Here is a 26,400-nt window from a genome sequence, read left to right on the forward strand (position 1 = left end):
CATCGTCAGAAGGACCAAGCACATGACTCTCACCAACAGCGGAACCCGTGCCGGGTACGTGGATCGCATGGGCGCCCTGCACTCGTTCGGGGATGCCGCGGAGCAGCAGCAGGTGCGGGCCGACGACCGCGAGTACGTCTTCCACTCGTGGAGCGCGCAGGCGCAGATCGACCCGCTTCCGGTCGCCGCCGGCGAGGGCTCGACGTTCTGGGACTACGACGGCAACGCCTATCTCGACTTCAGTTCGCAACTGGTGAACCTCAATCTCGGCCACCAGCATCCGGATCTCGTGCGGGCCATCCAGGAGCAGGCCGGCCGCCTCGCGACCATCCAGCCGTCGATGGCGAATGACGTGCGCGGCGAACTCGCTCGCCGCATCGCCCAGGTCGCCCCCGGCGATCTGAACCACGTGTTCTTCACAAACGGCGGAGCGGATGCCAACGAGAACGCCGTGCGCATGGCCCGCCGGTACACGGGGCGGCGCAAGGTGCTGTCGATGTACCGCTCCTACCACGGCAACACGTCGACGGCCATCGCCCTCACGGGAGACCCGCGCCGCTGGCCGAACGAGCCCGCCGACGACTCGGTCGTTCACTTCTTCGGGCCGTATGCCTACCGCTCGGCGTTCCATGCGACATCCATCGCGGAGGAGGGGCAACGCGCTCTCGAGCACCTCGAGCAGGTGATCGCACTCGAGGGGCCTCAGACCATCGCCGCCGTGCTGATCGAGACGATCGTCGGCACCAACGGCGTGCTCGTGCCGCCGGCCGGGTACCTGCAGGGCGTCCGTGAACTGTGCGACCGGCACGGCATCGTCTACATCGCCGACGAGGTGATGGTGGGGTTCGGGCGCATCGGCGAGTGGTTCGCGGTGGATGCCTACGGCGTCGTCCCCGACCTCATCACCTTCGCGAAGGGCATCAACTCTGGTTACGTTCCGCTCGGCGGCGTCGTGATCTCGGATGCCATCGCGCACTTCTTCGACGACGCAGCGTTCCCGGGCGGGCTGACGTACTCGGGGCATCCGCTGGCCTGCGCCGCGGGGGTCGCGACGTTCGAGGTGTTCGAGCGGGATGGCATCCTGGAGAGGGTGCGCGACCTCGGGTCGCGAGTCGTAGAGCCGACGATCACTCAGTGGTTGAGCACGCACCGTTCGCTCGGAGAGGTTCGCGGACGCGGCCTGTTCTGGGCGCTCGAGCTCGTGCGCGACCGGGAAACGCGAGAGCCGCTCGTGCCGTTCAACGCGTCGGGAGCGGATGCCGCGTCCATGAACGAGGTCGCTGCGGCATGCAAGGCCGCCGGCGTATGGCCGTTCACGCACATGAACCGCATGCACATCGCTCCGCCCCTCGTGATCAGCGAAGAGGAGTTGCGCCGAGGACTCGACGTGATCGACACGGCGCTCGAGGTGGCGGACCACTACGCGGACTGACGGCCGAGGCACGGATGCCGCACCCATGCGACGTGGCCCCGCTACGGTCCCACGTGGTCCCCCACCGTCGCACGTGCTCGCGCAGCCGTCGCACGTGCTCGCGCACCCGTCGCACGTGCTCGTGCAACTGCGCCACCTTCTTGCGATTGCGCCAGGTAAGCGGGCGCAATCAGCGAGACTTGGCGCAGTCGGACCCACTCGGGCGGCGCAGCAGGGCGGCGGCGTTGGGCGTCGGCGGCGTTGGGCGTCGGCAGCGGAGGGCGAGCGGCGGCATCCGCCCCACCTGGCCCCGCTCGTGCAATTGCGCCACCTTCTTGCGATTGCGCCAGTTAGACGGGCGCAATCACCGAGACTTGGCGCAGTCGGACCCACCCGGGCGGGGCGGCGCGGCAGGGCGGCGGCGGAGGACGAGCGGCGGCGGGGCGGCGGCGTTGGGCGTCGGCGGCGGAGGGCGAGCGGCGGCATCCGCCCGAGGTGCCCCGCTCGTGCAATTGCGCCAGCTTCTTGTGATTGCGCCAGGTAAGCGGGCGCAATCACCGAGACTTGGCGCAGTCGAACCACCCGGGCGGGGCGGCGGCAGCGTTGGGCGGCGGCACAGCCGGGCGGCGGCGTTGGGCTGCGGCACCGGAGGGCGGCGGCGGGGCGGCACCGGCAGATGGGCGGCGGTAGGCATGCAGCGGCGTCGGTGGGGCCACGTAGCGTGGTGGCATGGCCGGCATCAGGTACGAGTTCGAGACGACGCTGTTTCCGTGGGATGCCCGCCGAGAGTTGTGGGTGTTCGCGCGGCTTCCGCTCGACATCTCGGAAGAGATCCACGACGCACCGCACCCGCCAGCGGGGTTCAACTCCGTGAAGGTGGAGGCGACGCTCGGCTCATCGAGGTGGTCGACATCGATCTTCCCGGAGTCTGACGGCACCTTTGTGCTGGCGATCAAGAAGGCCATCCGCATGCGCGAGGGTGTGGACGTGGGCGACACCGTGCGCATGGCCGTGGAGACCATGGTGTGAAGCGGCGTCGCAGCTCTGGTTTCGACAAGCTCAACCAGCGGTAGACGCGCTCAACCAGCGGTAGAGCAGCTGAACTAGCGGTAACCGCGTCAGTCGTTCGGCTTGATCAGGCAGAACGGATGCCCCGCCGGGTCGAGGTAGACGCGGAACGTCTCCTGGTCGTAGTCCGCCTTCGTGGCGCCGAGTGCCAGCACCTGCTGCTCACCGACATCCAGGTCGTCGACCTTGACGTCGATGTGCATCTGCTGCGGCACCTGCTGCCCTGGCCACTTCGGCGGCGTGTACGCCTGATCCACCTTCTGGAAGGCGAGCAGCGGGCGGGACTCAGGCCCGGAGGCGAGCGTGACCCAGTCCGGCTCCTCCTCGACGATCTGCATGGGCAGCAGTTCCTCGTAGAAGCGAGCGAGCGAGAGCGGGTCTGGACAATCGATGACGAGTACGTCCCACGTTCCGATCATGCGCACCACGCTACGACCGGCCACCGACACGCCGCGGCCAGCGTCCGGCCGGGGCTCCAACACGTGGCTCGAGCACTTACGCCGGCGTGGTCACCCGCGCCTGCTCGTCGTAGAGGCGCGCATACTCGCCGCCCAGGGCAAGCAGCTCTCCGTGCGTGCCGTGCTCAACGACGCGTCCGTGGTCGATGACGAAGATGACATCCGCTCCCACGATGGTGGAGAGCCGGTGGGCGATGGCGATCGTCGTGCGTCCGTGCGAGGCCGAGTCGAGGGCCTGCTGAACGACCCGCTCGGAGATCGTGTCGAGCGCGCTCGTCGCCTCGTCGAGGATGAGCACCTCCGGATCCTTCAGCAGCACCCGCGCGATCGCGATGCGCTGCTTCTCGCCGCCAGACAACCGGTATCCGCGCTCGCCGACGATCGTGTCGTAACCGTCCGGGAAGCTCGCGATGGTGTCGTGGATGTTCGCAGCGCGCGCCGCACGTTCCAGCTGCTCCTGCGTGGCATCCGGTGCCGCGTACCTGAGGTTGTCCGCGATGGTGGCGTGGAAGAGGTAGGTCTCCTGACTCACGATGCCGATGTGATCGATCAGGGACTCGTGCCTGAGGTCACGTACGTCGCGCCCTCCGAACATCACCGCGCCCTCCGACGCCTCGTAGAACCGGGGAAGCAGGTACGACACCGTGGTCTTTCCTGCGCCGCTCGGGCCGACGAATGCGGCGAACTGGCCGGGGAGGATCGTGAACGAGACGTCGTCGAGGGTGGGCTGCTCGCCAGGGCGCGAGTCGGGGTAACGGAAGGTGACGTCACGGAACTCGACTCTGCCGACGGCATCCGCGCCCGAGATGTCCTCCGCATGGTCCGCATCCTTGATCGCCGGCTGCAGGTCGAGGTATTCGAAGATGCGGGCGAAGAGGGCGCTGGATGTCTGCAGGTTGAGCGCGGTCTGCATGATGCCGATGAGCGGGAACAGCAGCCGGGCCTGAACCGTCGTGAACGCCACGATCGTTCCCGCCGTGATGTCGGCGGCTCCCCCGCCCAAGAGCCACGCCGACACCAGGTAGACGATCGCCGGGATCGACGACAGGAAGATCTGCACCATCGCGAAGAACCACTGGCCGCTCATCGCCTCCTTCACCTGGAGGGCGATCTGGGTCTCGTTCTCGGCCGCGTAGCGCACGGTCTCCGCGCGCTGCCTGTTGAAGCTCTTGGAGAGCAGGATGCCCGAAACACTGAGCGTCTCTTGCGTGATGGCCGTCATGTCGGAGAGCGACTCCTGGGTGGCGGTCGCGATGCGCGCGCGCACCTGCCCCACCCGTCGCTGGGCGATCACGAGGAAGGGCATTAGTACGACGGCGATCAGCGTCAGCTGCCAGTTCAGCAGCAGCATGGCGACGAACGCAGCGATCACGGTGACGATGTTGCCGAGCACGCTCGAGATCGTGTTGGTGAGCACGCTTGCCACGCCGCCCACGTCGTTCTGCAACCGAGACTGGATGACGCCGGTCTTCGTGCGCGTGAAGAAGCTGAGCTCCATGGACTGCAGATGACGGAACAGCCGCACCCTCAAGGCACCCATGACCTTGTTCCCGACCGTGGAGGTCAGGAACGTCTGCCACACGCCGAGGCCGCTGGAGGCGAGATAAACGACGATCATCGCGATCACGAGGATGACCGTGGCTTGCACATTGGGATGCCCCGAAGCAGGGAACAGACCGTCGTCGAACACCCGTTGCGTCAGAAGCGGGGGCACCACAGACAGCGCGGCGGAGAGCAGCACCAGCGCGACGGTGACCGAGAGGGCCACCTTGTGCGGCCCGAAGAGTCCGGCCGCCCTGCGCAAGAGGTGCGGGATCTTCGGCGCCTGAGCGTTGGCGGCCTTCAGCGATGCGATGTCGTGGCCTCTTACTCCGTGCCCAGGTCCGCTCATACGCCGACTCCTCGTTCTCGTTTCCGATTCTCATGCGGCACAGAGCACTCCGTCAGAAGCGTGCCGACCACACGAATGTCAACGATATATCGCAAATCGGTATTCCCGTCGGCGGTCAGTGGCTCGCCCAGCAGATCCGTGACGGTGTTTCCGCTGCAGATGCCCCCAGTGCGGGAGGCGACACCGCCGTGATGGCTGCGAGCGGATGCACACACCCGCGCGCCGTGGTCAACTTGTGCGGTGACGAACAACGTGTCCCCCGGCCGGCCCAGAGCCGGGGGGTTCTCCCTCTCCCCCGACCCGGCAGCCACGACCGTGAGCAGGGGTGCGTGGTGGGCGCTCGTCGTTCTGCTCGCCGGCATGTTCATGGCGCTGCTCGACACCAGCATCGTGAACGTCGCGCTGCAGGCCATCCGCACCGGCCTGAACGCCGACGAGGCCACGCTCTCGTGGGTGATCTCCGGATACGCGCTGGCATTCGGCCTGCTGCTGATCCCGGCCGGCCGCTTCGGCGACCGCTTCGGCCACAAGTGGATCTTCATTGTCGGTGTCGGCGTCTTTACGCTGGCGAGCGTGTGGTGCGGGCTCGCCCAGTCGAGCACCGAGCTGGTTATCGCGCGCGTGGCGCAGGGTGTCGGCGGCGGAATCTACGTGCCGGCCGTGGCATCCCTCATTCAGCTCATGTTCCCGCCCCGCGTGCGCGGCCGCGCCTTCGGCGTGATGGGCGCGGTCATCGGCATCTCGACGGCCCTCGGCCCGCTCGTGGGCGGGCTCCTCATCCAGGCCTTCGGCGAGACGGACGGCTGGCGCTCCATCTTCTTCGTCAACGTTCCGATCGGCGTTCTCACGGTGATCGCGGCGGCACTGCTCGTGCCTGCAGGCGCAGAGGGCAAGCGACTGTCGACGGATGCCGTCGGCCTGCTGCTTGCGATCGCCGCGTTGGTCGCCATCCTGGTACCGCTCATCGAGGGAGAGGACCAGGGCTGGCCACTGTGGACCTGGCTCAGCCTGGTCGGCGGCGTGGTGCTGCTGGCCTTGTTCGCACTCTGGGAGCGGCACGTCGCCACGACGAAGACCGAACCACTGGTGCCGCCGCACCTGTTCTCGCATCCGCAGTTCACGGGCGGTGTGCTGCTGGCCTTCGTGTATTTCGCCGCGTTCACAAGCATCTTCTTCACCATCTCGCTGCTCTGGCAGGCGGGCTTGCAGCACACCGCGTTGGAATCGGGCCTCGTGTCGCTTCCGTTCTCGATCGGGAGCATCGTCGGCGCAGCCCTCAGCGACCGCTTCGCCCAGCGCCTCGGCCGCAACGTGCTCACCCTCGGCACTGGACTGGTGTCACTCGGGCTGATCGCCCTGTGGCTCATCTTCTGGCTGGCTCCGACTCAGGACCTCGTCAACTGGGATCTGCTCCCGCCCCTGATCGTCGCCGGTTTCGGGAGCGGTCTGTTCATCGCACCCAATGCGCGATTCATCATCGCCACTGTCGACAACGCCGAGGCCGGGGCCGCCAGCGGCGTCGTCCAGACCATGCAGCGCGTCGGCTCGGCTATCGGCATCGCCGTGATCGGCAGCGTGCTGTTCAGTCAGCTGCCCAACTCCTTCGCGCCGAGCAAGGCCAAGGCGGCCGAGATCGCTCAGCAACATGCGTCGGGCGGGCCGGATGCCATCAAGCACGCCATCCAGCAGTACGTCGACCACAACCTCGCGGTCGCGTTCGGCAACGGAGCAGCGCTCGCCATGCTGACCAGCACGGTCTTTGCGGTGGCCGCGTTCCTGCTGGTGTTCGCACTGCCCAAGAAGGTCAGCCTGGGCTGAGCCCGCCGGACGTCCTGGGCTGAGCCTGCGGGGCGCTCCGCCAGACGCACCCGCAACACCATCCGTTTTCAGGACATACGCTCGGCCGCCGACACAGTGTCGGCCGCCTGGCCGTGCTCCTGAATACGGCCGGTAGGCACGGAGTGAGTCGCGGGCACCGGATGCGTCGCGGCCACCGCGTGGTCCGCGGCCGCACGGTCGGCCAGCGACGACCGGCGGGTGAGGTGCCCGGCGAGGAACAGCACCAGGGCGGTCGCGCTCACGGCGGCACCTGTGACCGGTACCAACCACGGGCCGCCGAGCGCGAGCGACGCGTTGCCGAGCGGCGGCGCGACGGCGATGCCGAGGTACATCGCGGTGGAGTACCAGGCGAGGGTCTGCTGCGCCTGCACGGGTTCGATGGCGACGAGGCGGTGCTGCACCGGGATGGACGCCGCTGAAGCCACGGCACCCCAGACCGCGAAGATCGCGATGGATGCCGCGAACGACCAGGCGAGCGCGGCCAGCGCCAGCAAGGCCGCGATCTGAACGGCGAGCGCGATGGTCGCAATCCCCCGGCTGCCGTAGCGGTCGGTGAGCGGCCCGGCGAACACGTTGCCGACCACGCCGGCCACGCCGTACGCGAGCAGAAGCACGGCGAGCAGTGCGCCGGAACCGCCCGTGGCGGCCGACGTCACCCCCGCCGAGAAGATGTACACCACGTTGAAGCCCGTTGTCACGAAGAGCGCGGCGCCGAGGGTGGCGAGCACGCGGGCATCCGCAAGCGGGCGAACCCGCTGCCGAAGCGACACGGCTGCCGGATGCGCGACCCCGCGGAACAGAGGAACGATCGCGACCGCGACCACGACGCCCATCACGACCAGGCACCACATGGGCATGCGCCAGCCGAAGAGCGTGCCGAACTCGGTGCCGAGCGGCGATCCGATCGCGACGGAGAACGTGAAGCCGGCACCCACGATGGCCAGCGCCCTGCCGCGACGCTCAGCGGGGACGAGTGCAGCAGCCACCGCCGTGGCCGTGGGCACGAGAGCGGCTCCGCCCAGCGCGGCGATGACGCGGCCGACGACGAAGACCTCGAGGGACGTGCTTGCCGCCGCGACGCCCGCGCCGATGCAGAACAAGAGCGCTCCTGCGGCCATCAGCGCCCACCGCGGAACGCGTGACAGCCCGATCGCGACGGCGGGCGATGCCACTGCGACGATGAGCGCGTACAGGGTGATCGAGTAGCTCACGGATGCCTGGCTTGCGTCGAGATCGCGAGCGATGTGCGGGAGCAGACCGGCGATGACGAACGCGTTCGTGCCGACCATGAACATGCCGAGGGCGAGGAGCAGGAGACGAAGTGTGGAGCCCCGGTATGATTGTTCGATAACGGTCATACCGTCAAGGTAGCCCGTTAGTTCGATGTTCGTCAAACTATTTTTCGGAGATGTCGTGGCTGAAGCAGGTGGCGCGGACGATACCCGGACCCCTGGACCGGCAGCAGAGCCGACGGCACCCGAAGGTGCGGGCACGAACGGCACCGGGCTCGACGACTGCGCCCCCGAAGCCCCGTCGCCCTACCCCGTGCCCGACATGAGCGACGTGCAGCTGGTCGAGGTGCTCAGGGCGCTCGCCGACCCGATCCGCCTGGACATCGTGCGTCGCATCGCCGATGGGGCCGCCCATCCCAAGACGTCTGACGTGTGGGCGTTCGACGTGCAGAAGTCGACGCTGTCGCACCACTTCAAGACGCTCCGCGAGGCCGGGCTCACCCGCACCATCGTGAACGGCCGGCAGCACGACATCCAGCTGCGCCGCAGCGAGCTCGATGAGCGCTTCCCCGGACTGATCGATTCGCTGCTGAAAGGCTGACGCTTCGGCCGGGTCGCTGCCGATAACGTGGCACGCATCCGTCACGACCCGAAGGAAGCCATGACGAACAGCGCTCAAGCACCCACAGACCTCGACGCCGTCCACCCGAACGCGGAGTGGTTCACGCATGACCGGTTCGGCATGTTCCTGCACTGGGGCCTGTATTCGATGGGCGCCAGGCACGAATGGCTGATGAACCGCGAGCGCATGACGGTAGAGCAGTACGAGCGGTACTTCCGGCACTTCGACCCCGACCTGTTCGACGCCCGGGAGTGGGCGGCGGCAGCGAAGGCCGCAGGCATGCGGTACGTCGTACTCACCACCAAGCATCACGACGGGTTCTGCCTGTGGGACTCCGCGCTGACCGACTACACCGCGACGCACACGCCATTCGGGCGGGATGTGGTGGCCGAGTTCGTGGATGCCGTGCGAGAGGCAGGGCTGAAGGTCGGGTTCTACCACTCGCTGCTCGACTGGCATCACCCCCACTTCCCGATCGACGGCTTCCATCCGCAGCGCGACGAGCCGAACGCCGCGGCACTCAACGAGGGACGAGACATCGCCCGGTACCGCGAGTACCTGCACGGCCAGGTGCGCGAGCTGCTGACCCACTACGGCCGCATCGACTACCTGTTCTTCGATTTCTCCTACGGTGAGGGCCACGCACCGCAGGTCTGGGGCGCGAAGGATGCCGCCGAGTGGGGCTCGGAGCAGCTGCTCGCGATGGTGCGCGAACTGCAGCCGGGCATCCTCGTCAACGACCGCTTGGGCATCCCCGGCGATCTGGTGACGCCTGAGCAGTACCAGCCAGACCGGCCCATGGAGCGGAACGGCCGGCCCGTGCTGTGGGAGGCGTGCCAGACACTCAACGGGAGCTGGGGTTACGACCGCGACAACACCGACTACAAAGACGTCGGCCTGCTCGTGCGGATGCTCGTCGACGGCGTCGCGAAGAACGGCAACCTGCTGCTCAACGTCGGGCCCAACGGCCGAGGCGCCTTCGACCAGAACGCCATCGAGGCGCTGGACGGCATCGGCGAGTGGATGCGCGTGCACTCGCGTTCCATCTACGGCGCCGGGGCAGCGACGTTCACTCCCCCATCCGACGTCCGCTACACGCAGCGGGGAGACCGCCTCTACGCCCACCTCTTCGCGTGGCCGTTCGAGACGCTCCACCTGCCAGGGCTCGCCGACAAGGTGGAGTATGCGCAGCTGCTGAACGACGGCAGCGAGCTGAAGATGCGCGTGATCGATCCCGACACTGCTGCACAGAATCTGACGCAGGGCGGCCAACCGGAGGGCACTCTCACGCTGACGTTGCCCGTGCGCCGGCCGGATGTCGCAGTACCGGTCATCGAGCTCTTCCTGCGCCACTGACGAGGTTCGGAGGCTGAACGTGGTGGCACGCATCGCCCTGGAGGGCGCGGACGTCGAGGTCGTCGCTGCGGCAGGACACTGGGACGGGTTCTACGACGTCATCGGTGTCAAGAAGCCGGGCGGGCGTGGATGCTGGTGCATGTCGTATCGGGACTCCCGCGTGCCCGCCGACCAGCGCGGCGCGTACATGAAGAACGAGTGCGAGCACGAACCGGGCCCGGGTGTGCTCGCCTACGCGAACGGCCAGCCTGCCGGCTGGTGCTCCGTCGCGCCGCGCTCAACGTACCGGCGGCTTCTGAATTCGCGGACCATTCCGTTCGTCGACGATGAGGATGCCTGGTCGATCGTGTGCTTCGTCGTCAAGCCCGCCTACCGCAAGCAGGGTCTCATGCACACCCTCCTCGACGGTGCCGTTCGGCACGCTGCAGAGCACGGGGCAGCGGTCGCGGAGGGCTATCCGATCGACATCTCCGAAGAAGGACGAACCGACATGCTCTCCGGCTACGTGGGAAGCACTGAGCTGTTCGAGAAGGCCGGCTTCGAGCGTGTGGTGCTCACCTCGTCGCGCATCGGCGGACGCGATCGCTGGGTCATGCGCAAGCGCCTCGGGTAGCGTCAGCGGCCGGCCGCGTGAGCGCGGCGGTTGAGCGAAGTTGACGTTCCGGTCTGCCGCATGCTCTCGAGAAGTGCAACTATGGCCGTGGGTGCAATTGCGATTCGGGGGCGCAAATGACCACTTCAGGCACGGAAACCGATACTCAGGTCGACCAAGCGAAGGCGAGCAAGCTCAGCCTGCCTGCACTCACCGCGATGGTGATCGGGTCGATGGTGGGAGCAGGAGTCTTCCAGCTCCCAGCGCGGTTCGCCGCCCAGACCGGCGTGTACGGAGCGCTGATCGCATGGGGCATCGCCGGACTCGGGATGCTTATGCTCGCGCTCGTCTTCCAGACGCTCGCGAACCGCAAACCCAAGCTCGACAACGGCGTGTACGTCTACGCACGTGAAGGGTTCGGGATCTACCCCGGGTTCCTCTCGGCCGTCGGCTACTGGGGTTCGGCGTGCGCGGGCAACGCCTTCTACTGGATCCTGATCATGACGACGGTCAGCCAGCTCTTCCCCGACCTGAAGCCCGTGCTCGGCGAGGGCGACACCTGGATCGCCTTCATCATCTCGGCCGCCGCCGTGTGGGGGTTCTTCTTCCTCATCAGGCAGGGAGTGAAGGAGGCTGCCGCGATCAACGCGATCGTCACGGTTGCGAAGCTCGTACCCCTGCTGCTGTTCCTCGTGCTCGTGCTGTTCTTCTTCAAGCCGGAGGTGTTCGCCTCCAACCTGAGCGGCGGATACGACGTGCCCGGCGGCGACTCGCTCTTCTTCCAGGTGCAGGGCACCATGCTCATCACGGTGTTCGTGTTCCTCGGCATCGAGGGCGCGAGCGTGTACTCGCGGCACGCGAGAAAGCGCTCCGATGTCGGCAGGGCCACCGTCGTCGGCTTCCTCTCTGTGCTCGCGCTGTTCGCGTGCGTATCGATCCTGGCTTACGGCATCCTTCCGAAGGCCGAGATCGCAAAGCTCCCCCAGCCGTCGGTTGGCAGTGTGCTCGAGGCCGCCGTCGGACCGTGGGGAGGTGCCGTCATCCGTGTCGGCCTCATCATCTCGGTGCTGGGCGCATACCTCGCGTGGCAGTTGCTCGCCGCAGACGTGGTGTTCGCGGCGGCGACCGACAAAGACATGCCGCGCTACTTCGGGCAGCTGAACAAGCACGACGCCCCGGCGAACGCTGTGCTGTGGACGTCGATCCTGGTGACGCTCATCCTGTTCGCGGTGCAGTTCCTGCACAACGCGCTCGACTTCACGCTCGATCTGACGGCCGCCCTTTCGCTGGTTCCATACGCCCTCGCGAGCGGGTACGCCATCAAGATGGCCGTGCAACGCGACGGCTACGACGTCACGAAGCCCGACGGACGCGTCCGCGACCTGGTGATCGCGATCATCTCGACCGTGTACACGCTGTTCCTCATCTGGGCGGCCGGCTACGTGTTCATGTTCCTCTCAGGCATCCTGCTCGCCCCGGCCACGTTGCTGTACGTCTTCGCCAGACGTGAACAGCGAGCGGATGCCACGCCGGGCTCGACCGTTCGCGTCTTCACCCGGCCGGGCTGGGTGGTCTTCATCGTGCTGGTGGTCTTCGCGATCGTGGGCATCGTGCTGCTCGCCACCGGCGTCGTGCACATAGTGCCGCCCGACCCGGTCGACTACTTCGAACACTGAGAACCGAGACAAGGAGCGCTGATGCCGAATCAGTCGTATGGGGTCTATTCCGAAGTGGGCAAGCTCAACAAGGTGCTCGTGTGCCGCCCCGGCCTTGCGCACGAACGGCTGACGCCCAGCAACAACGACGATCTGCTCTTCGACGACGTGCTGTGGGTGCAGAACGCGAAACGGGACCACCACGATTTCGTGCTCAAGCTCGAGTCCCGTGGCGTCGAGGTGGTCGAACTGCACGATCTGCTCGCGCAGACCCTGGCCGTTCCCAGCGCGAAGGCGTGGCTGCTCGACCGAAAGATCACCGCGAACGACGTCGGCATCGGACTCATGCACGACACGCGCGAGTTCCTCGAGTCGCTCGACGACGCAACGCTCGCCGAGTACCTCATCGGCGGGCTGTCGACTCGTGATCTGCCCGAAGACTTCAGGCCGGCATATCTAGCGCTGGCCAGGGAATCCACCGGCGCCAACGAGTACCTCATGCCGCCGCTTCCCAACACCATCTACACGCGCGACACCACGTGCTGGATCTACGGCGGGCTCACCATGAACCCCCTCTACTGGCCGGCCAGGCACGACGAGACGCTTCTGATGAAGGCGATCTACCAGTTCCATCCCGACTACACGGGCAACACCGTGTGGTGGGGAGACCCTGAGCTCGACTGGGGCAAGGCCACCCTCGAGGGCGGCGACGTGATGCCGGTGGGGAACGGCGCCGTGCTGATCGGCATGAGCGAACGCACCTCGCGGCAGGCGATCACGCAGGTCGCGGCCAAGCTGTTCGACGCGGGCGCGGCATCCAGAGTCGTGGTGGCAGGCATGCCCAAGCTGCGGGCCGCAATGCACCTCGACACGGTCTTCACGTTCGCCGACCGCGACCTGGTGACCTACTATCCCGACATCGTCGACGGCATCCAGGCGTTCTCCCTTCGCCCCGCCGACTCAGGAGGCGTCGAGGTCACGGAGGAGAAGGACTCGTTCATCGACGTCGTCGCGGATGCCCTAGGGCTGCCCGCGCTTCGCACCGTAGAACCGGGCGGCGGCTGGTACGCAGGAGAGCGTCAGCAGTGGGACAGCGGCAACAACGCGGTGGCGGTCGAACCGGGGGTTGTCTTCACCTACGACCGCAACACTCACGTGAACACGCTCCTGCGCAAGGCCGGCGTCGAGGTGATCACCATCGTGGGAGCCGAGCTGGGCCGCGGACGCGGGGGCGGGCATTGCATGACGTGCCCGATCTCGCGCGACGCAGTGGAGTTCTGACCCGGGGAGAACGGCACGCGCACGGCGGCGCGTCTCAGTCTGCCGCGCGCGTCCAGCCTTTGTGGTGGAACCACCACCACATCCCGGCGGCTGAGAGCACCATGGTGCCGAGACCGAGCAGGAAGAACGACCACGGCCCGACGAGCACGTGCAAGACCTCCCAGCCGAAGTTCATGCCGAAGAACCCGGTCAAGAAGCTCAAGGGCAGGAAGATCGACGCGATGATCGTGAGCTGCTTGGATGTCTCACCCTGCTTGTTCGCGACCGTCGAGAGGTAGAGATCGGTGCAGCCCGCCACCATCTCGTGGTAGGAATCCACCTCGTCCGTCATGCGGATGAGGTGGTCGTACACGTCTCGGAAGTAGTCGTGGCTGTCGGGCTCGAGGCCGGCCAGGTCGGCGATCACCTCGATCTCGCGGGCGAAGACATCCCGCATGGGCACGACCGCCTTGCGCAGCCTGAGCAGCAGGCGCTTGAGGCGGAACGTCTCGGCGAGCTCCCGTTTGCCTGCCCCGGACACGATGGCGTCTTCGAGGTCGTTGATCTGCTCGTCGAGGTCGGCGAGGATCGGGAAGAAGCTGTCGACGACAACGTCGATGATCTTATAGAGGTAGTACCGCTCGGTCTTGGAGGTTGCAGCCCGCTGGAACTGCGCCTTCAGCTCGCCGAGTGGTGCGTATGGCTGCCGATGCAGCGTGACGATGTAGTCGCCGCTGAGGTGGAAGTGCACCTCCTCGAGCGGATGGGGGTTCTCGTCCTCCGGCTCCGACTCGACACCGCCCTGCAGCACGAGCAGCGCGGTGCTCCCGTAGGTGTCGAGCTTCGGCCGCTGCCCGAACTTGACGCTGTCTTCCACCGCGAGCGGGTGCAGTGCCAGCAGCGATCCGAGGTGCTCGACCTGCTGCTTCGTCGGCGCCGTGATGTCGAGCCAGAAGAACTCCTGCTTCTGCCGCAACTCCTGGATCAACGCATCGTCGATGGAGTCGAGGATTCGCATGGATGCTCCGTTGCTTTCGGTCTACGGACGAGAGGCATCCGTCAGCGTAGACCTCGATCGCCCAGCGAGCCGGCCCGGGGACGGCATCCTGAAAGAAGACGAAGCCCCAGGGCATCGGCAATCCTGTTCGACGCCTACAGCCGAGCCTCCGGGATCGTCGGCTCGAAGAGCTCGATCGGGTTGCCTGACGGGTCCTCGACGAGAATCTGGCGACCTCCCACGCCGTCGACGATGTCGTTGCGCATCCTCACCCCGTGCGCGCGCAGTCGCGCAACGATCTCGTCCAGTCCGTCGACCTCGAGCGCGAACCGATTCCATCCGCCCGGCGACGGAAGCGTGCCGTCCGGCATCGCCTGGCCTCCCCCGGGCGACCCGGTCGGTGCGCTGAGAACGAGCCTGAGATCACCGAGCGCCAGCATGGCGAAAGCCGGCGCAGGATGCATGACCACGGCGAACCCAAGCTCAGCGACGTAGAACGCGATCGCTTCGTCGACATCGTCGACGATGTACCGCACGCTAACCGAAGGCACGGCGCCGCAGGCGTTACAGCTGCGCCCAGGCTTCGGTCAGAACACTGCGCAGGATGCCGCCGATCTGCCTGAACTCGGTCGGCCCGATCGTCAGCGGGGGCGACAGCTGGATGACCGGGTCGCCACGGTCATCCGCCCGGCAGTACAAACCGGCGTCGAAGAGGGCCTTGGAGAGGAACCCGCGCAGCAGCCGCTCGGACTCCTCGTCGTTGAACGTCTCCTTCGTCGCCTTGTCTTTGACGAGCTCGATGCCGAAGAAGTAGCCGGCGCCACGTACGTCGCCCACGATGGGCAGATCGAGCAGCGTCTCCAGTTCGGCGCGGAACAGCGGCGAGTTCTCGCGCACCCGCTCGTTGAGCCCTTCCTCCTCGAAGATGTCCATGTTCTCCAGCGCCACCGCGGCCGAGACCGGGTGGCCGCCGAATGTGTAGCCGTGCGGGAAGGATGCCTCGCCGTGCTTGAACGGCTCGTAGATGCGGTCGCTGACGATGCAGGCGCCGATGGGCGAGTATCCGCTCGTCATCGCCTTGGCGCACGTGATCATGTCGGGCACGTAGCCGTACTCGTCGCACGCGAACCACCGACCGATGCGCCCGAACGCGCAGATCACCTCGTCGCTGACCAGCAGCACGTCGTACTCGTCGCAGATCTCGCGAACGCGCTGGAAGTACCCGGGAGGCGGCGGGAAGCATCCGCCCGCGTTCTGCACGGGTTCCAGGAACACGGCCGCCACGGTGTCTGGGCCCTCGAACTCGATCATCTCGGCGATGCGATTGGCCGCCCACTGGCCGAAGGCCTCGAGGTCGTCACCGTGCTCCGGGGCACGGTAGAAGTTGGTGTTCGGCACGCGGAATCCGCCTGGCGTGAGCGGCTCGAACATCGCCTTCATCTCCGGGATACCGGTGAGTGCGAGAGCGCCCTGCGTGGTGCCGTGATACGCGATCGAGCGCGAGATCACCTTGTGCTTCGTGGGCTTGCCGCGCAGCTTCCAGTAGTACTTCGCGAGCTTGAACGCCGTCTCGACCGCCTCGCCGCCGCCCGTCGTGAAGAAGACGCGGTTGAGGTCTCCGGGAGCGTGGGATGCCAGCCGGTCGGCGAGCTCGATGGCCGAAGGATGCGCGTACGACCAGATCGGAAAGTAGGCGAGCTGCTCTGACTGCCGTGCGGCGGCATCCGCGAGGCGCTTGCGTCCATGGCCTGCGTTCACGGTGAACAGGCCGGCGAGACCGTCGATGTATTCCTTGCCGTGGATGTCCCACACCCGGTGGCCCTCACCACGCACGATGACGGGCACTCCCGCCCCGTCCTCCATCACGGACTGGCGTGCGAAATGCATCCACAGGTGGTCGCGTGCCTTCGCCTGCAGGTCGGCGTCGCGCGCCGTGTCGAAGGCCGCGTCTCCGCTCGCGCCGGTGTCGGTGACCGTCTGTGTGCTCGTCATCGTGCCCTGCCTTTCCGCCGCGGGCAGTCCGCCCGACGATACGTCATCCCACCATTCTGCGAACGACGGATGCCCGCCGCATCCCGGGCGGACGAATCGCCCGATTCCCCGCGGTTTTGCGACGCGTGGCTGTGCTGCCTCGGAGCCGTAAAACGCACGATGCGCAGGCTGAAATAGGGCAAGGCATCCGGCGCACCGCTCGTTTTCCGCCGTATCGTTCGGTGGTGATCTCCGTTGCCGAAGTACGTCTGCATCGAACCACGGTTCCACTCGTCCGACCGTTCGTCACCGCGGTGCGCACCGCCACCGAGATCGAGGCGCTTCTCGTCGAGGTCGTCGACAGCGACGGCCGCAGCGGATGGGGCGAGGCGCCCACCAGTTGGCGCGTTACCGGAGAGAGTCCAGCAAGCGTGACGGCGGCCGTCGAGGGTCCGCTCCGCGATGCCGTGCTCGGGCTGCCGGTCGCCGAGCCTGAGGCGGCCAGCCTCGCTCTCGAGCGCGCCGTGGTGCGCAACTCTGCCGCGCGCATGGCCGTCGACTGCGCCATCTACGATCTCGCCGCGCAGGCGGCAGGGGTTCCGCTGCATCTGCTGCTGGCGGGCGCCGACCGTGCGACCACGGGCGGCGGCGCGGCAGGGGGCGCGGGATCCGCGGCACCAACACTGGCGGCGGCCGGTACCGAGGTGCGCACCGACATGACGCTGTCGGCCGCGGTGAGCGCCGCAGACATCCGCGCGCTCGTGGAGACCGCGGTGGCGCATCGGGATGCCGGCTTCCGCACACTCAAGATCAAGATGGGCGCGGGCGGGGACGACGTTGCGACCATGGTCGCCGTTCGGGATGCCGTCGGCCCGGACATCACGCTTCGTGCGGACGCGAACCAGGGCTGGACGCCTCGCCAGGCGGTGAAGGTCATCCGGGAATGGGAGGACCGTGGGCTCGCCGTACAACTGGTCGAGCAGCCCGTGCACCGCGACGATCTGGAGGGACTCGCCTTCGTCACCGCGAACGTGGACATACCCGTGCTCGCCGACGAGAGCGTGTGGACGACACGGGACGCGCGTGAGGTCATTGCCCGCCGCGCCGCCGACATGGTGAACATCAAGCTGGCCAAGACCGGCGGCCCCCGCGAAGCGCTCGCCCTGCTCGACGTCGCGGCCGGTTCCGGGGTCTCTGCCATCGTCGGCTGCATGATGGAGAGTCACGTGGGCATCGCAGCCGCTGCCGCGGTCGCGGCCGTCGTCGATGCCCGGGCGGGCGGGGCCACGGCTCATGATCTCGACGCCGGACTGTGGCTGAGCGCGTCGCCCGTGCTCGGCGGCATCCGGTACGAAGGCGAGATGGTGCTGGTTCCCGCGGCGCCCGGCTTGGGGATCCGGGGCCTGTCGCGCGACTGATCCGCGTCCTGCAGCCGACCTTGGTGCCACACGCCTGACGTTTGGGCCGCCTGAGCCGTCGTTCTAGTGGGGGTACTCCCGGTACCGCTACTCCAGACGACACGTCAGACGAAGGGACAGAAGCTTGTGGATGCTCAGAACGACGCGGCAGACATCCGCGGGCACATCGAGAGGCTGATCGAGCTGCTGCACGCCAAAGACCTCGAGGGTTTGGCCGGCCGTTACGCGGAAGACGTCGTCTCCTTCGATGTCGAGCCCCCGCTGCAGCACGTGGGGCGGGCGGCGAAGATGCGCAACTGGGAGCGAGTGTTCGCGGTCTTCGACGACCTGAACTACGAAGTGCGCGACCTCGACCTCAGCGTGGGCGGTGACGTGGCGTTCGCCCACGGGTTCGGCCGTCTCAGCGGCACCCTGTACGACGGGACCAAGGCGCCCGGCATGTGGGTGCGCGTGACGTTCTGCCTGCGCCGCGTCGACGGCGAGTGGCTTATCGTGCACGATCAGGCATCCGTGCCGCTCGACATACGCACAGGCAGAGGCGTCACCGACCTCGAGCCGTGAACCGGCGAAAGGTCGGTGACGTCCCCCTCGTCAGCTCGCCGACCCCGCGCAGGCGCGCACTGCCTTGCCCGCGGCGGGCACCGTGGTCTGCCCGGGAGGCAGCACGCCGTGCACCGCGTAGTACGTCAGGTCCGCCACCCGTTGCGGACCGTTCGCCGCAGTTGCGGCCGAGCCGTTCAGGAACAGATCGGCCCCCGGCAACGTGGTGCGCGCCGCAGTCACGTAGTCGAACGGAGTGCTTCCGCCGTCCTCGGCCGACGGATCAGTCCAGCCGCACACGTTGTACTCGAGAGCGCTCGTTGCCGCGGTCCCGGAGGTGATGACCAGGTAATTTCCCGACAGCACTGCAGCCCAGGCCACGGCGAACGACGACGTCGACTGAGCGGCAGGCAGCCCAGCGGCCGAGACCGCGGAGTCGGCCGCCACCTTGTCTGATGCCGTCGCGCCGTAGACGAGTACACGATCGGCGAACGACGCCGGCGTCTTCGGCAGGGGCTGCGTGGTCCACGGCCCGGTGGGCGGCGCGGTGTCGCCCGTGGTGTCGACCACCGGCCCATCGGACGTGCCGAGGTACACCTGGATCGGCTGGTGCGCGACCGGCTGGGCGCTGATGCCATCGAGCGACGTGGCCGTGCCAGGCAGGGTGGTCTCATGCCACCCCGTCCCGTCGTCGTATGAGATGGCAGGCGCGCCACCTGCCGTCAGGTACGCGACAGCGGTTCCAAGCGGCTGCTCGGGACCGGAAGGGGTCATGGTCCCGGGCGGCTGCACGAAGGCACCGAGGCCGCCGCTGACGGCAGAAGGCAGCAGGAAAGTTGTCGCGGCAACCTGCGTGCCCTGTGCCGGAGCACCTGGCAGCGCCGTGGCATCCCATGCACCACGCGACTTCTGGGTGAGCAGCAGAAGCCCGCCGCCGCCGCGTCCCGGAATCGTTCCGCCCGTCACCGCGACTGCGGCGTGCCCGTCCGGTGTGGTGAGCGCGGAGAGCGCGGCCTTATCGTCCATTCGCACGGGTGTGGCGACGCTCGGCCAGGCGTGTCCGGCCGCCGAGCCGGCGGTCAGCCGCCCCGAGTCGGTGACGGCGAAGACGGTGGGGCCGTCGGTGGTCTGCGCGATGGCGAGGGGCGCCGGGCGCATCGCGGAGTTCGACAGCGTGCTGGTCGACCAGTTGCCTGCGTGTTCCGTGGTCTCGTTGAGGTGGCCACGGGCATCCACGAAGAACACGGCGGGACCGGATGCCGTCACTGCGGCGACGATGTCGCTCTCGTCGGCGGGGTTCCCCGGCAGTGTCGCAGTTCCCCACTTTCCGCCGATGAGGGAGGTCTCGGCCAGCGATCCGTCGGCCGCGCGGTAGTAGGCGTGCGGGGTCATCGCGGAGTCGGCGGCGGCATCCGGGTACGAGAGCGCGGCGATGGACCCAGTGCCCGACGGCGTTCCTGCCGCCTGCACCTGCAGCCAGCTCGCGCCGTCCCACACGTCGGCCGCGAGGCCTTGCGAGGAGCGTACGAACCGGTAGTACGAGACCGGATAGCTGGAGTACCAGACGTCGGTGGATGGAACCGGCGCCATGCTTCCGGATGCCGCGAGCACCGTCACATTGCTTGTCACCGTGCTGATCGTGCCGAAGGTCGAGGTCGCGGTGACCGACACGGTGTAGGTGCCGGGCGTGGAGAAGACGTGCGTGACGTCGGGACCCGTGGCGTTGGTCGTGCGGCCGTCGCCGAACATCCAGTAGTAACCCGTGACCGATCCGCCCTGCTCGGTCGCGTCGGCGTGGAAGACGGCATCCGTGCCTGTGACGGCCGTCGTGGCTCCCGAGATTGATGCCTTCGGCGTCGGCTGCTGCGCAGCACTCGGCGGCGAGACGAGCACCCACTGCTCGCCTGCCCGCCAGGTGTGAGCGGCGAACGTGGTGAGATCGAGCCCGGTATCGTGCTCGACCTTCACGTTCGTGGAGCTGCTGAAGTCGCCGTTGACCATGTCGACTGTGCCGTCGGGGTTCACCGCGACGATCACCCCCACGTGGTCCGCGTAACGTGTCGCGCTGACCGCACCAGGGCCGAAGAACACGACGGCATCGCCCACCTGCGGCGTGCCGCTGTCGACGGCGGGCGTCTGGCCGTCGTCGAGCGCCCACTGATAGAAGCTGGATGCCGCGGCGTTGATCGTGTTCATGTCTTGCGTGACGCCGGACTGCTGCCACACCCATTTGACGAAGTCCGAGCACCAGTTCTCGTTCGAGTTGCGCACGTTGAAGGTGGAGTCGTAGCCGCAGCCGTCGGAATTGGCCGAGAAGCCCGCCACCACAGTCGTGTACGGATTGCAGTTCAGGCCGCCGAAGCCCGTCACCACCGGGTTGTCGCCGTTGCCCACCTGGCTCAGGGCAACGCTGGCGATCTTGTTACGGAGCGCGCTGTCATCCGCCGGTGCCGTGCTTGCCTGCGACGTGGACGGGGTGGCGGCAGGTGTTCCATCGCCTGCGGGCTGGTCTGCGAATGCCGGCTGCGCGAGCGCGAGCGCACCGATCAGTGCAGCCGGGAGCACGAACGCCAGCAAGCGCCGCTTGCCGCGACCTTGCCGGGGCGGGGCATCCTCTGCTCGATCCTCTGAACGTGGACGACGTGCGTTTTCCACTCTGATCCCTCCTTCTGGCCTCTTCGCGATGTCTTCACTGCTGCAGGAGCGCGTCGGCTACTCCCCTGATGACCTCTCGGCCCTGCTCCGGTTCGAACCCGCGGGTGCACACTGCGACGAAGCGGCGGCTGCCCGATTGGCCGACGAACGCGACGTCGTGCTCGACGCCTGGCACATCGCCCGACTTGGATCCCCACGGCACACCGGGCGCCACGATCGAGCCGATGCGCGGATGCTCCTGGGTCTCGAGCACCCTGCACATCCAGTCCGTGCTCCCCGCGCTCGTGAGTTCGCCTGCGACGATGACTCGCATGATGGCCGCGAGGTCGGCGGGCGTGGTCTCATTCGTGAGGCCTGCGCGAGCGGCGCACGGGTCGCCGATGCGTCGCTCCATGCGTGTGTCGTCTGCGCCGCACAGGCGGAAAGCCTCCGCGATCGCACCGACGCCGAGACGGTCGAAGAGCACGTTCGTGGCCTCATTCGACGATCGGGCGATCATCATGGCGACCAGGTCGCGGATGCTCGCCAGGGCCCCGTCCGCCGGGAACTGCTGATCGCTGTCCTCGGGCGCGAGGCGGAAGGTCTCGCTGGTCCCGTCGTCGTTTCTGCACTCGAAGACGCGCCGGCACTCCAGCGAGTCGTCGAGGCTCAACTCGTCGCGCTCGACGGCGAGCGCCACGGCCAGCATGATGCCCAGCTTCACGGTGGATGCCGCGTAGAAGACCGCATGCGGATGCCGCGCGGCGAGCACTCCGCCGCTTTCGTCGAGCATGGTGTAGGCGACGAGCGGGATGCCGTCGGAGGCCGGTGTGATGACCGGGCTCACGGCATCCTCCCGGGCGTACACCTGCTGCATGCCTTCGCCCTCACCGGTCCTCGCGCAGCCGGGCGAGGCTCTCGCGGCTGGTCTTGAGTGCTTGCACGCTGGACTCGTAGCTGGTGCGGGCGACGCCGACGAAGATGTAGTCCACGATGGTGAGCTGTGCGATGCGACTGGCCATCGCGCCAGAACGGAACGTGGTCTCGCGCACCGACGTGAGCAGCGTGAGATCCGCGTCGCGGGTGACCGGTGAGTCGGGCGCGTTCGTGATCGCGACCGTGACCGCGCCTCCCTTGTGAGCGACGCGCAGCAGTTCGCACACCTCTCTCGTCTGACCGCCGTGCGAGAAGCCGATCACGACGTCGTGCGCACCGAGAAGGGATGCCGAGCTGATCGCATCGTGCGCGTCCGTGAAGGCGAGCGCGACGCGGCCGATGCGCAGCAGCTTCTCCCTCAGGTCGCGGGCACCCATGTTGCTGGCCGCGACGCCAAACGCGACAGTGCGCTGCGCGGCGGCTACAGCATCGATGACGCGCTGCAGCGTGTCGAGGTCGAGGCCTGCTGCCGTCTCCCGGATGCCGAACAGCTCCGAACCGCTGATCTTGGCGACAGTCTCCGCAAGCGTGTCATTCGGGCCGATGTCGGATCCGTAGCTGCTGTCGGTTCCGAGCTGAGCCGTCTCGGCGGCGAGTTCGGCGGCCATCTGCAGCTTCAGGGCGGCGTAACCGGGGAACCCGAGCGTTCGGGCGAACCGCACGAGTGTCGTCTCGGATGTCTCGCACAACTTCGCGAGCTCCGTGATCGTCATCTCGAGCACGACCTGCGGGCGGGCCACCACCACCTCCGCGATGCGCTTCATCGACGGCGGATATTGGTCGGTGAGGGCCTGCATGCTCGACTGGATGCTCATGGCTGAACGCTTCCACACGGTGCGGTCGCGCCGCGCGTGCGACATCCCCGACGCATGTCAATGATTTTCATGCTTTGACCCATTGATGGCGATGATATCCATCCGGCGGTGGCGCGTCGACCCCTCCAGTCGCACGGTCTGCGCCCCGATCCCGAGCTAGTGCCAAGCTATTGCCGAGCTATTGCCGAGCTACCAAGCGAGTAAGCACCTCACGCTTGAGCGGTTCATCCCCTCTTTGAGCACGCTTCACCTCCTCGGGACTGTGCGCGGTTCGACATTGCGCCATTGCCCCTTGGGGTCGATCCATCCGGGTGCGCGGACTTGGGGCCTCCCCTGTTGCATGCGCACCGACCAACCGCCGGTGTCGATGGATCGATGGTGGAACCAGCAGAGGGTGACGCCGTTGTCGGTGTGGGTCGGTCCGCCCCGGGAATGCTCCAGCACATGGTGCACCTCGCACCAGCCGGCAGGGACGCGGCAGCCGGTGATGACGCATCCTCCGTCACGCACCGAGATCGCCCGGCGCTGCTGCGGAGTGAAGCACCGTTCGGGCGACCACAACGAGACGATCCGGCCGTCTCGGATCAGTAGTTTCTGGATGCCGCCGGCGCAGGCGAACTGAGTGATCGCGGCCATCGGTATCGGCTCATCCACCCCGTCGATCCAACCGGCACCCCGCCCCGCCGCGAGGTCGCGTTCGTCGACCGTGACCAACACGGTCGGTGCCGCGCCGCCCATCGACGCCACTTCGGCGGAGCGGGCGGCGGCATCGATCAGCGACGCGAACGCGTCATGACGTTTCTGCGGCGACGTTCGCTCATCGAGGCCGCGCTCCGCATGGGCGTCTCCGTCGAGGAAGACGGGGTCGGACTTAGGAGACACGACCGCGGCGATGGCCTGCTCGAGCTTGCCGGAGATCTCCGGCATGAGCTCCATGCGATACCGCACCAGACCATCGCGGGTGCCCAATCGGATCAGGGCCCGACGCCGCATGGCTTCCTCGGCGTCGGTGTCGACCCCGTCCGGATCGAGCGCGACCTTCCACACCGCGGCCTGCACGCGAGTCTGGTCCGCGGTGAAACCAGAGACCGCGGATGCCACGAGTTCCGCTTCCGCGGTCTCCCAATCCGCCGGCTCGGCCCGAAGCTCGACTCCAGCCAGGGTGGAGACGATGATCCGCGCAGCGTCCTCCCCGATCTCACCCGTCGCCAACGCTGCAGCGACCGCGGGGAACCTCGCCGGCAACACGTCGCCGGTCAGGGACCCGCGGACGGCGACAGCCTGGCCCAGGGACGCACGCCTGCAGGCGGTCGCCTCCGACGAGCCGGTGAGGCGGGCGATCAACTCGGCTGGGGTGCGGCATCCGTTGCGGGCGGACAAGCGCTCGGTCCCCAGCCCCTTCGGAGACCTCTCCGTGATCTGACCTGCGCAATGCGCACGCAGGGAATCCACCTTGCGGCCGAGGATCTCCACGGCTCGCGTCGCCGCCAACAACTCGGCGTCACTGAGACTACGAACATCGGCAGCCGGCAGCACCTCATCCAGCGTCGCAGAGATCGCCTCGAACACGTCGGTGATCGTCGTCGAGGTATCGACAACGGGTGCGTTCGAGGTGCTCATGTCGATCAGTCAACCAGCACCCACCGACATTCTTATCTTGCTTCTCATCAGGGATTTTTACTGTGGAAAACGCGCCGCGTGGGCATCCTGTGGACGGAAAGGCGGCGGGACGGTCAGACGGCAAGACGGCAAGACAGCAAGACGCCGCGCCGGCAGCGACAGCGCGCGCAGATACACCCGGCTCGAGGCTCCGGGTGCCGTCCCTTGCGCCCTCGCCGGAAGCTGACAGAATGCGGTGATGCGCGAAGAGGAGCTCGATATCGTAAGCGGCCCGCGGTTGGAACGGCGCCCTGAAGTCGCGACCCTGGGCATTCGCGAGACGGTACCGTTCCGCACGATGCTCTCCCACCGCGACCGACTGCTCACGGAACTGATCCAGTGGCTCACCGACCACGGCGTAGAACCAGACGGACCCTTCTTTCTGCGGCTCCACGTCGTAGACATGTCTGACCTCATGGACATCGAGGTCGGGGTCGCGGGCGCCAGCGATGACGCCGACGGCCGCGTTCAAGCGGGAACACTTCCCGCCGGCGATTACGCCGTCCTGGCGTACCGAGTGAAATCGTTGGCGGCGAACCGTCTACTCCACCGCTGGGTGCGCGAACAAGGACTCCTGCTCGACACACGCCCTGACCCTCACGGCGAGGCCTTCGCTTGTCGATGCGAGACCTATCTGACTGATCCACGTACGGAGAAGCGGAAGAAGCTCTGGGTCGTCGAGCTGGCCTTCTTGACGCGAAGCTAGCTTTCCCGTCGGTCAATCCCCGAGAAGTCTCAACCCCGAACCCGATACCGCAGGTACACGACGCCGTTCCGGAATCGATGCTCATCAAGGAGCTCGAGGTCGGCGCGCACTCCGGTCGGCAGCCCCGGCTTGCCCCCGCCGACGACGACGGGAAAGACGAACAGTTGGCACTCGTCGACCAGCCCGGCCTTGAAAGCCTGTGTCGCGAGGTCCGCGCCTCCTACCGCAAGGTCGCGGTCGGCCGCGCCCTTCATTTCCCGTACTGCGGCGGCGTCGAAATGGCGTTCGAGAACGGTGCCGCCAGTCGAGACCGAGGCGAGGCTTGTGGAGTACACCACTTTGTGCGCCGCCTGCCAGGCCTTCGCGAATTCGGCCATGAGGTCGGACTGCGCGGCCAGAGCGGGTTCCGTCTCCCAGACGGACATCGCCTCGTACAGGCGCCGCCCGTAGAGAAACGTGCCGACAGACCGCACGAGTTCGGTAATGAACGCGAATACCTCATCGTCGACCGGCAGCCAGTCGAATGCTCCACGGTCATCCTCGATGTAGCCGTCGAGTGAGATGTTCGTCAGGTAGATCAGCTCTGCCATCGCTCAGCCCCTCGATCGTCGATTGAAACAGCCTAGATATTCACCGGCGCAGCGCCCAGCTTGGTGAACGCTTGGCGCCAATCTTCCTCGCTCCGATGCGCGACGCGGGGGGGGGGGGAGCGGGCGGATGTCCAGGCGCCGTTCACCCCGATTACCTTCGACTCATGAGACTTCCGCCACCCCCAGCGGCCGCGAGCTGGAGCCACCAGGGCGTTCGGGCCGGTTTCGAGGTCGCGTTCTTCCGCGATCTGGGCGTCGGCCATCGTCTGACCGGTCACACGACTGCGTACGAGTCCGGTGCTCTGTGGTCGGTCGGCTACGAGGTGATCGTGGACGGTGCGTGGAGAACGGTAGAGGTGCAGGCATCCAATCTGAGCACTGCGGGCACGAACGAACTGGTGCTGGAGCGCGACGCGGACAACAGATGGATCGTCAACGGCGAGCTGCGGCCCGAGCTCGACGGATGCCTAGACATCGACTTCGAGTCGTCGGCCGTCACGAACACGCTTCCCATCCACCGACTCGATTTCGTCGTAGGAACGGGAATCGATGTGCCGGCTGCGTTCGTGCGTGCCGATGACCTTCGGTCCGAACGGCTCGAACAGAGATACCTGCTGACCGAGGTCACTCCCGAGGGGATGTTGTTCCACTACGAGTCATCCACCTTCGACTTCGAGTGCGATCTGCGTTACGACCTCGCGGGCCTCGTCGTGGAGTATCCGGGTATCGCCACCAGGATGAGTTAGCGTC

The 26,400-nt window shown here is 67.1% G+C and carries 23 protein-coding genes; 12 read left to right on the forward strand and 11 right to left on the reverse strand.

The features are described from left to right. Nucleotides 1-67 precede the first annotated feature (67 nt). Both ACO2Q7_RS14235 and ACO2Q7_RS14240 read left to right on the forward strand, forming a co-directional pair. Nucleotides 68-1,432, forward strand: coding sequence for an aspartate aminotransferase family protein (locus tag ACO2Q7_RS14235; protein WP_423356512.1), 1,365 nt, complete (start codon nucleotides 68-70; stop codon nucleotides 1,430-1,432). Nucleotides 1,433-2,140: 708 nt separating this feature from the next. Next, nucleotides 2,141-2,440, forward strand: coding sequence for a DUF1905 domain-containing protein (locus ACO2Q7_RS14240; RefSeq protein ID WP_423356360.1), 300 nt, complete (start codon nucleotides 2,141-2,143; stop codon nucleotides 2,438-2,440). An 89-nt stretch (nucleotides 2,441-2,529) separates the two neighbouring features. Here ACO2Q7_RS14240 and ACO2Q7_RS14245 read toward each other — a convergent pair whose 3' ends face one another. After that, complete coding sequence (locus tag ACO2Q7_RS14245; RefSeq protein ID WP_423356361.1) at nucleotides 2,530-2,898, reverse strand: VOC family protein; 369 nt, start codon at nucleotides 2,896-2,898, stop codon at nucleotides 2,530-2,532. 76 nt (nucleotides 2,899-2,974) lie between these two features. After that, nucleotides 2,975-4,828, reverse strand: coding sequence for an ABC transporter ATP-binding protein (locus ACO2Q7_RS14250; RefSeq protein ID WP_423356362.1), 1,854 nt, complete (start codon nucleotides 4,826-4,828; stop codon nucleotides 2,975-2,977). Nucleotides 4,829-5,068: 240 nt separating this feature from the next. Here ACO2Q7_RS14250 and ACO2Q7_RS14255 point away from each other — a divergent pair, with 240 nt between their 5' ends. Continuing rightward, nucleotides 5,069-6,646 (forward strand): MFS transporter, encoded by a 1,578-nt coding sequence (locus ACO2Q7_RS14255; RefSeq protein WP_423356363.1) that lies wholly within the window; start codon nucleotides 5,069-5,071, stop codon nucleotides 6,644-6,646. 68 nt (nucleotides 6,647-6,714) lie between these two features. On the opposite strand, the gene ACO2Q7_RS14260 is transcribed toward ACO2Q7_RS14255, so the two are convergent. Next, complete coding sequence (locus ACO2Q7_RS14260) at nucleotides 6,715-8,025, reverse strand: MFS transporter (RefSeq protein ID WP_423356364.1); 1,311 nt, start codon at nucleotides 8,023-8,025, stop codon at nucleotides 6,715-6,717. Between the two features lie 55 nt (nucleotides 8,026-8,080). Between ACO2Q7_RS14260 and ACO2Q7_RS14265 the strand changes: the two genes are divergently transcribed. From ACO2Q7_RS14265 to ACO2Q7_RS14285, 5 genes are all read left to right on the forward strand, one after another. Then, nucleotides 8,081-8,500: an ArsR/SmtB family transcription factor gene (locus ACO2Q7_RS14265; protein ID WP_423356365.1), complete on the forward strand. Its 420-nt coding sequence runs from the start codon at nucleotides 8,081-8,083 to the stop codon at nucleotides 8,498-8,500. Nucleotides 8,501-8,560: 60 nt separating this feature from the next. Further along, nucleotides 8,561-9,877: an alpha-L-fucosidase gene (locus ACO2Q7_RS14270; RefSeq protein WP_423356366.1), complete on the forward strand. Its 1,317-nt coding sequence runs from the start codon at nucleotides 8,561-8,563 to the stop codon at nucleotides 9,875-9,877. Nucleotides 9,878-9,899: 22 nt separating this feature from the next. Further along, nucleotides 9,900-10,490, forward strand: a complete 591-nt coding sequence (locus ACO2Q7_RS14275) for a GNAT family N-acetyltransferase (protein ID WP_423356367.1) — start codon at nucleotides 9,900-9,902, stop codon at nucleotides 10,488-10,490. Between the two features lie 116 nt (nucleotides 10,491-10,606). Continuing rightward, on the forward strand, nucleotides 10,607-12,145 hold the full coding sequence (locus tag ACO2Q7_RS14280; RefSeq protein WP_423356368.1) for a basic amino acid/polyamine antiporter: 1,539 nt from the start codon (nucleotides 10,607-10,609) through the stop codon (nucleotides 12,143-12,145). 21 nt (nucleotides 12,146-12,166) lie between these two features. Next, nucleotides 12,167-13,405, forward strand: a complete 1,239-nt coding sequence (locus ACO2Q7_RS14285; RefSeq protein ID WP_423356369.1) for an arginine deiminase — start codon at nucleotides 12,167-12,169, stop codon at nucleotides 13,403-13,405. 34 nt (nucleotides 13,406-13,439) lie between these two features. Here the strand turns inward: ACO2Q7_RS14285 and ACO2Q7_RS14290 are convergent, their stop codons facing one another. The 3 genes from ACO2Q7_RS14290 to ACO2Q7_RS14300 form a co-directional block, all read right to left on the reverse strand. Continuing rightward, nucleotides 13,440-14,402, reverse strand: coding sequence for a magnesium transporter CorA family protein (locus tag ACO2Q7_RS14290; RefSeq protein ID WP_423356370.1), 963 nt, complete (start codon nucleotides 14,400-14,402; stop codon nucleotides 13,440-13,442). A 134-nt stretch (nucleotides 14,403-14,536) separates the two neighbouring features. Continuing rightward, the gene (locus ACO2Q7_RS14295) at nucleotides 14,537-14,917 is read right to left on the reverse strand and encodes a VOC family protein (RefSeq protein ID WP_423356371.1); all 381 of its coding nucleotides are present in this window, start codon (nucleotides 14,915-14,917) and stop codon (nucleotides 14,537-14,539) included. A gap of 28 nt (nucleotides 14,918-14,945) precedes the next feature. Continuing rightward, nucleotides 14,946-16,373: an aspartate aminotransferase family protein gene (locus ACO2Q7_RS14300; RefSeq protein WP_423356372.1), complete on the reverse strand. Its 1,428-nt coding sequence runs from the start codon at nucleotides 16,371-16,373 to the stop codon at nucleotides 14,946-14,948. Between the two features lie 224 nt (nucleotides 16,374-16,597). Between ACO2Q7_RS14300 and ACO2Q7_RS14305 the strand changes: the two genes are divergently transcribed. Next, a complete protein-coding gene (locus ACO2Q7_RS14305) occupies nucleotides 16,598-17,770 on the forward strand; it encodes a mandelate racemase/muconate lactonizing enzyme family protein (protein WP_423356373.1) in 1,173 nt (390 codons plus the stop codon). A gap of 126 nt (nucleotides 17,771-17,896) precedes the next feature. Then, entirely contained in the window at nucleotides 17,897-18,331 is a 435-nt protein-coding gene (locus tag ACO2Q7_RS14310) for a YybH family protein (protein ID WP_423356374.1), read from the forward strand. Between the two features lie 30 nt (nucleotides 18,332-18,361). Here the strand turns inward: ACO2Q7_RS14310 and ACO2Q7_RS14315 are convergent, their stop codons facing one another. From ACO2Q7_RS14315 to ACO2Q7_RS14330, 4 genes are all read right to left on the reverse strand, one after another. Continuing rightward, the gene (locus tag ACO2Q7_RS14315; protein ID WP_423356375.1) at nucleotides 18,362-20,965 is read right to left on the reverse strand and encodes a PKD domain-containing protein; all 2,604 of its coding nucleotides are present in this window, start codon (nucleotides 20,963-20,965) and stop codon (nucleotides 18,362-18,364) included. A gap of 34 nt (nucleotides 20,966-20,999) precedes the next feature. Continuing rightward, a complete protein-coding gene (locus tag ACO2Q7_RS14320; protein ID WP_423356376.1) occupies nucleotides 21,000-21,821 on the reverse strand; it encodes a serine hydrolase in 822 nt (273 codons plus the stop codon). Between the two features lie 10 nt (nucleotides 21,822-21,831). Further along, the gene (locus ACO2Q7_RS14325) at nucleotides 21,832-22,695 is read right to left on the reverse strand and encodes a MurR/RpiR family transcriptional regulator (RefSeq protein WP_423356377.1); all 864 of its coding nucleotides are present in this window, start codon (nucleotides 22,693-22,695) and stop codon (nucleotides 21,832-21,834) included. Nucleotides 22,696-22,941: 246 nt separating this feature from the next. Continuing rightward, the gene (locus ACO2Q7_RS14330) at nucleotides 22,942-24,315 is read right to left on the reverse strand and encodes a DUF222 domain-containing protein (protein WP_423356378.1); all 1,374 of its coding nucleotides are present in this window, start codon (nucleotides 24,313-24,315) and stop codon (nucleotides 22,942-22,944) included. A gap of 238 nt (nucleotides 24,316-24,553) precedes the next feature. On the opposite strand from ACO2Q7_RS14330, the gene ACO2Q7_RS14335 reads away from it, so the two are divergent. Continuing rightward, nucleotides 24,554-25,060: a hypothetical protein gene (locus ACO2Q7_RS14335; protein ID WP_423356379.1), complete on the forward strand. Its 507-nt coding sequence runs from the start codon at nucleotides 24,554-24,556 to the stop codon at nucleotides 25,058-25,060. A gap of 29 nt (nucleotides 25,061-25,089) precedes the next feature. Here the strand turns inward: ACO2Q7_RS14335 and ACO2Q7_RS14340 are convergent, their stop codons facing one another. Then, a complete protein-coding gene (locus tag ACO2Q7_RS14340) occupies nucleotides 25,090-25,650 on the reverse strand; it encodes a dihydrofolate reductase family protein (RefSeq protein ID WP_423356380.1) in 561 nt (186 codons plus the stop codon). A 164-nt stretch (nucleotides 25,651-25,814) separates the two neighbouring features. On the opposite strand from ACO2Q7_RS14340, the gene ACO2Q7_RS14345 reads away from it, so the two are divergent. Further along, nucleotides 25,815-26,396 (forward strand): putative glycolipid-binding domain-containing protein, encoded by a 582-nt coding sequence (locus ACO2Q7_RS14345; protein WP_423356381.1) that lies wholly within the window; start codon nucleotides 25,815-25,817, stop codon nucleotides 26,394-26,396. The last annotated feature ends 4 nt before the right edge of the window (nucleotides 26,397-26,400 follow it).

Origin of the sequence: Rathayibacter sp. KR2-224 (genome assembly GCF_049446075.1) — a bacterium.
Taxonomy (GTDB): Bacteria; Actinomycetota; Actinomycetes; order Actinomycetales; family Microbacteriaceae; genus Humibacter.

Excerpts from the sequence above, each read along its gene's own strand:
- ACO2Q7_RS14325 (WP_423356377.1), bottom strand. The coding sequence starts at position 22,695 with ATGAGCATCCAGTCGAGCATGCAGGCCCTCACCGACCAATATCCGCCG.
- ACO2Q7_RS14320 (WP_423356376.1), bottom strand. The coding sequence starts at position 21,821 with ATGCAGCAGGTGTACGCCCGGGAGGATGCCGTGAGCCCGGTCATCACA.
- ACO2Q7_RS14235 (WP_423356512.1), top strand. The coding sequence starts at position 68 with ATGGGCGCCCTGCACTCGTTCGGGGATGCCGCGGAGCAGCAGCAGGTG.
- ACO2Q7_RS14270 (WP_423356366.1), top strand. The coding sequence starts at position 8,561 with ATGACGAACAGCGCTCAAGCACCCACAGACCTCGACGCCGTCCACCCG.
- ACO2Q7_RS14240 (WP_423356360.1), top strand. The coding sequence starts at position 2,141 with ATGGCCGGCATCAGGTACGAGTTCGAGACGACGCTGTTTCCGTGGGAT.
- ACO2Q7_RS14250 (WP_423356362.1), bottom strand. The coding sequence starts at position 4,828 with ATGAGCGGACCTGGGCACGGAGTAAGAGGCCACGACATCGCATCGCTG.
- ACO2Q7_RS14340 (WP_423356380.1), bottom strand. The coding sequence starts at position 25,650 with ATGGCAGAGCTGATCTACCTGACGAACATCTCACTCGACGGCTACATC.
- ACO2Q7_RS14290 (WP_423356370.1), bottom strand. The coding sequence starts at position 14,402 with ATGCGAATCCTCGACTCCATCGACGATGCGTTGATCCAGGAGTTGCGG.
- ACO2Q7_RS14300 (WP_423356372.1), bottom strand. The coding sequence starts at position 16,373 with ATGACGAGCACACAGACGGTCACCGACACCGGCGCGAGCGGAGACGCG.
- ACO2Q7_RS14280 (WP_423356368.1), top strand. The coding sequence starts at position 10,607 with ATGACCACTTCAGGCACGGAAACCGATACTCAGGTCGACCAAGCGAAG.
- ACO2Q7_RS14285 (WP_423356369.1), top strand. The coding sequence starts at position 12,167 with ATGCCGAATCAGTCGTATGGGGTCTATTCCGAAGTGGGCAAGCTCAAC.
- ACO2Q7_RS14330 (WP_423356378.1), bottom strand. The coding sequence starts at position 24,315 with ATGAGCACCTCGAACGCACCCGTTGTCGATACCTCGACGACGATCACC.
- ACO2Q7_RS14345 (WP_423356381.1), top strand. The coding sequence starts at position 25,815 with ATGAGACTTCCGCCACCCCCAGCGGCCGCGAGCTGGAGCCACCAGGGC.
- ACO2Q7_RS14260 (WP_423356364.1), bottom strand. The coding sequence starts at position 8,025 with ATGACCGTTATCGAACAATCATACCGGGGCTCCACACTTCGTCTCCTG.
- ACO2Q7_RS14335 (WP_423356379.1), top strand. The coding sequence starts at position 24,554 with ATGCGCGAAGAGGAGCTCGATATCGTAAGCGGCCCGCGGTTGGAACGG.
- ACO2Q7_RS14245 (WP_423356361.1), bottom strand. The coding sequence starts at position 2,898 with ATGATCGGAACGTGGGACGTACTCGTCATCGATTGTCCAGACCCGCTC.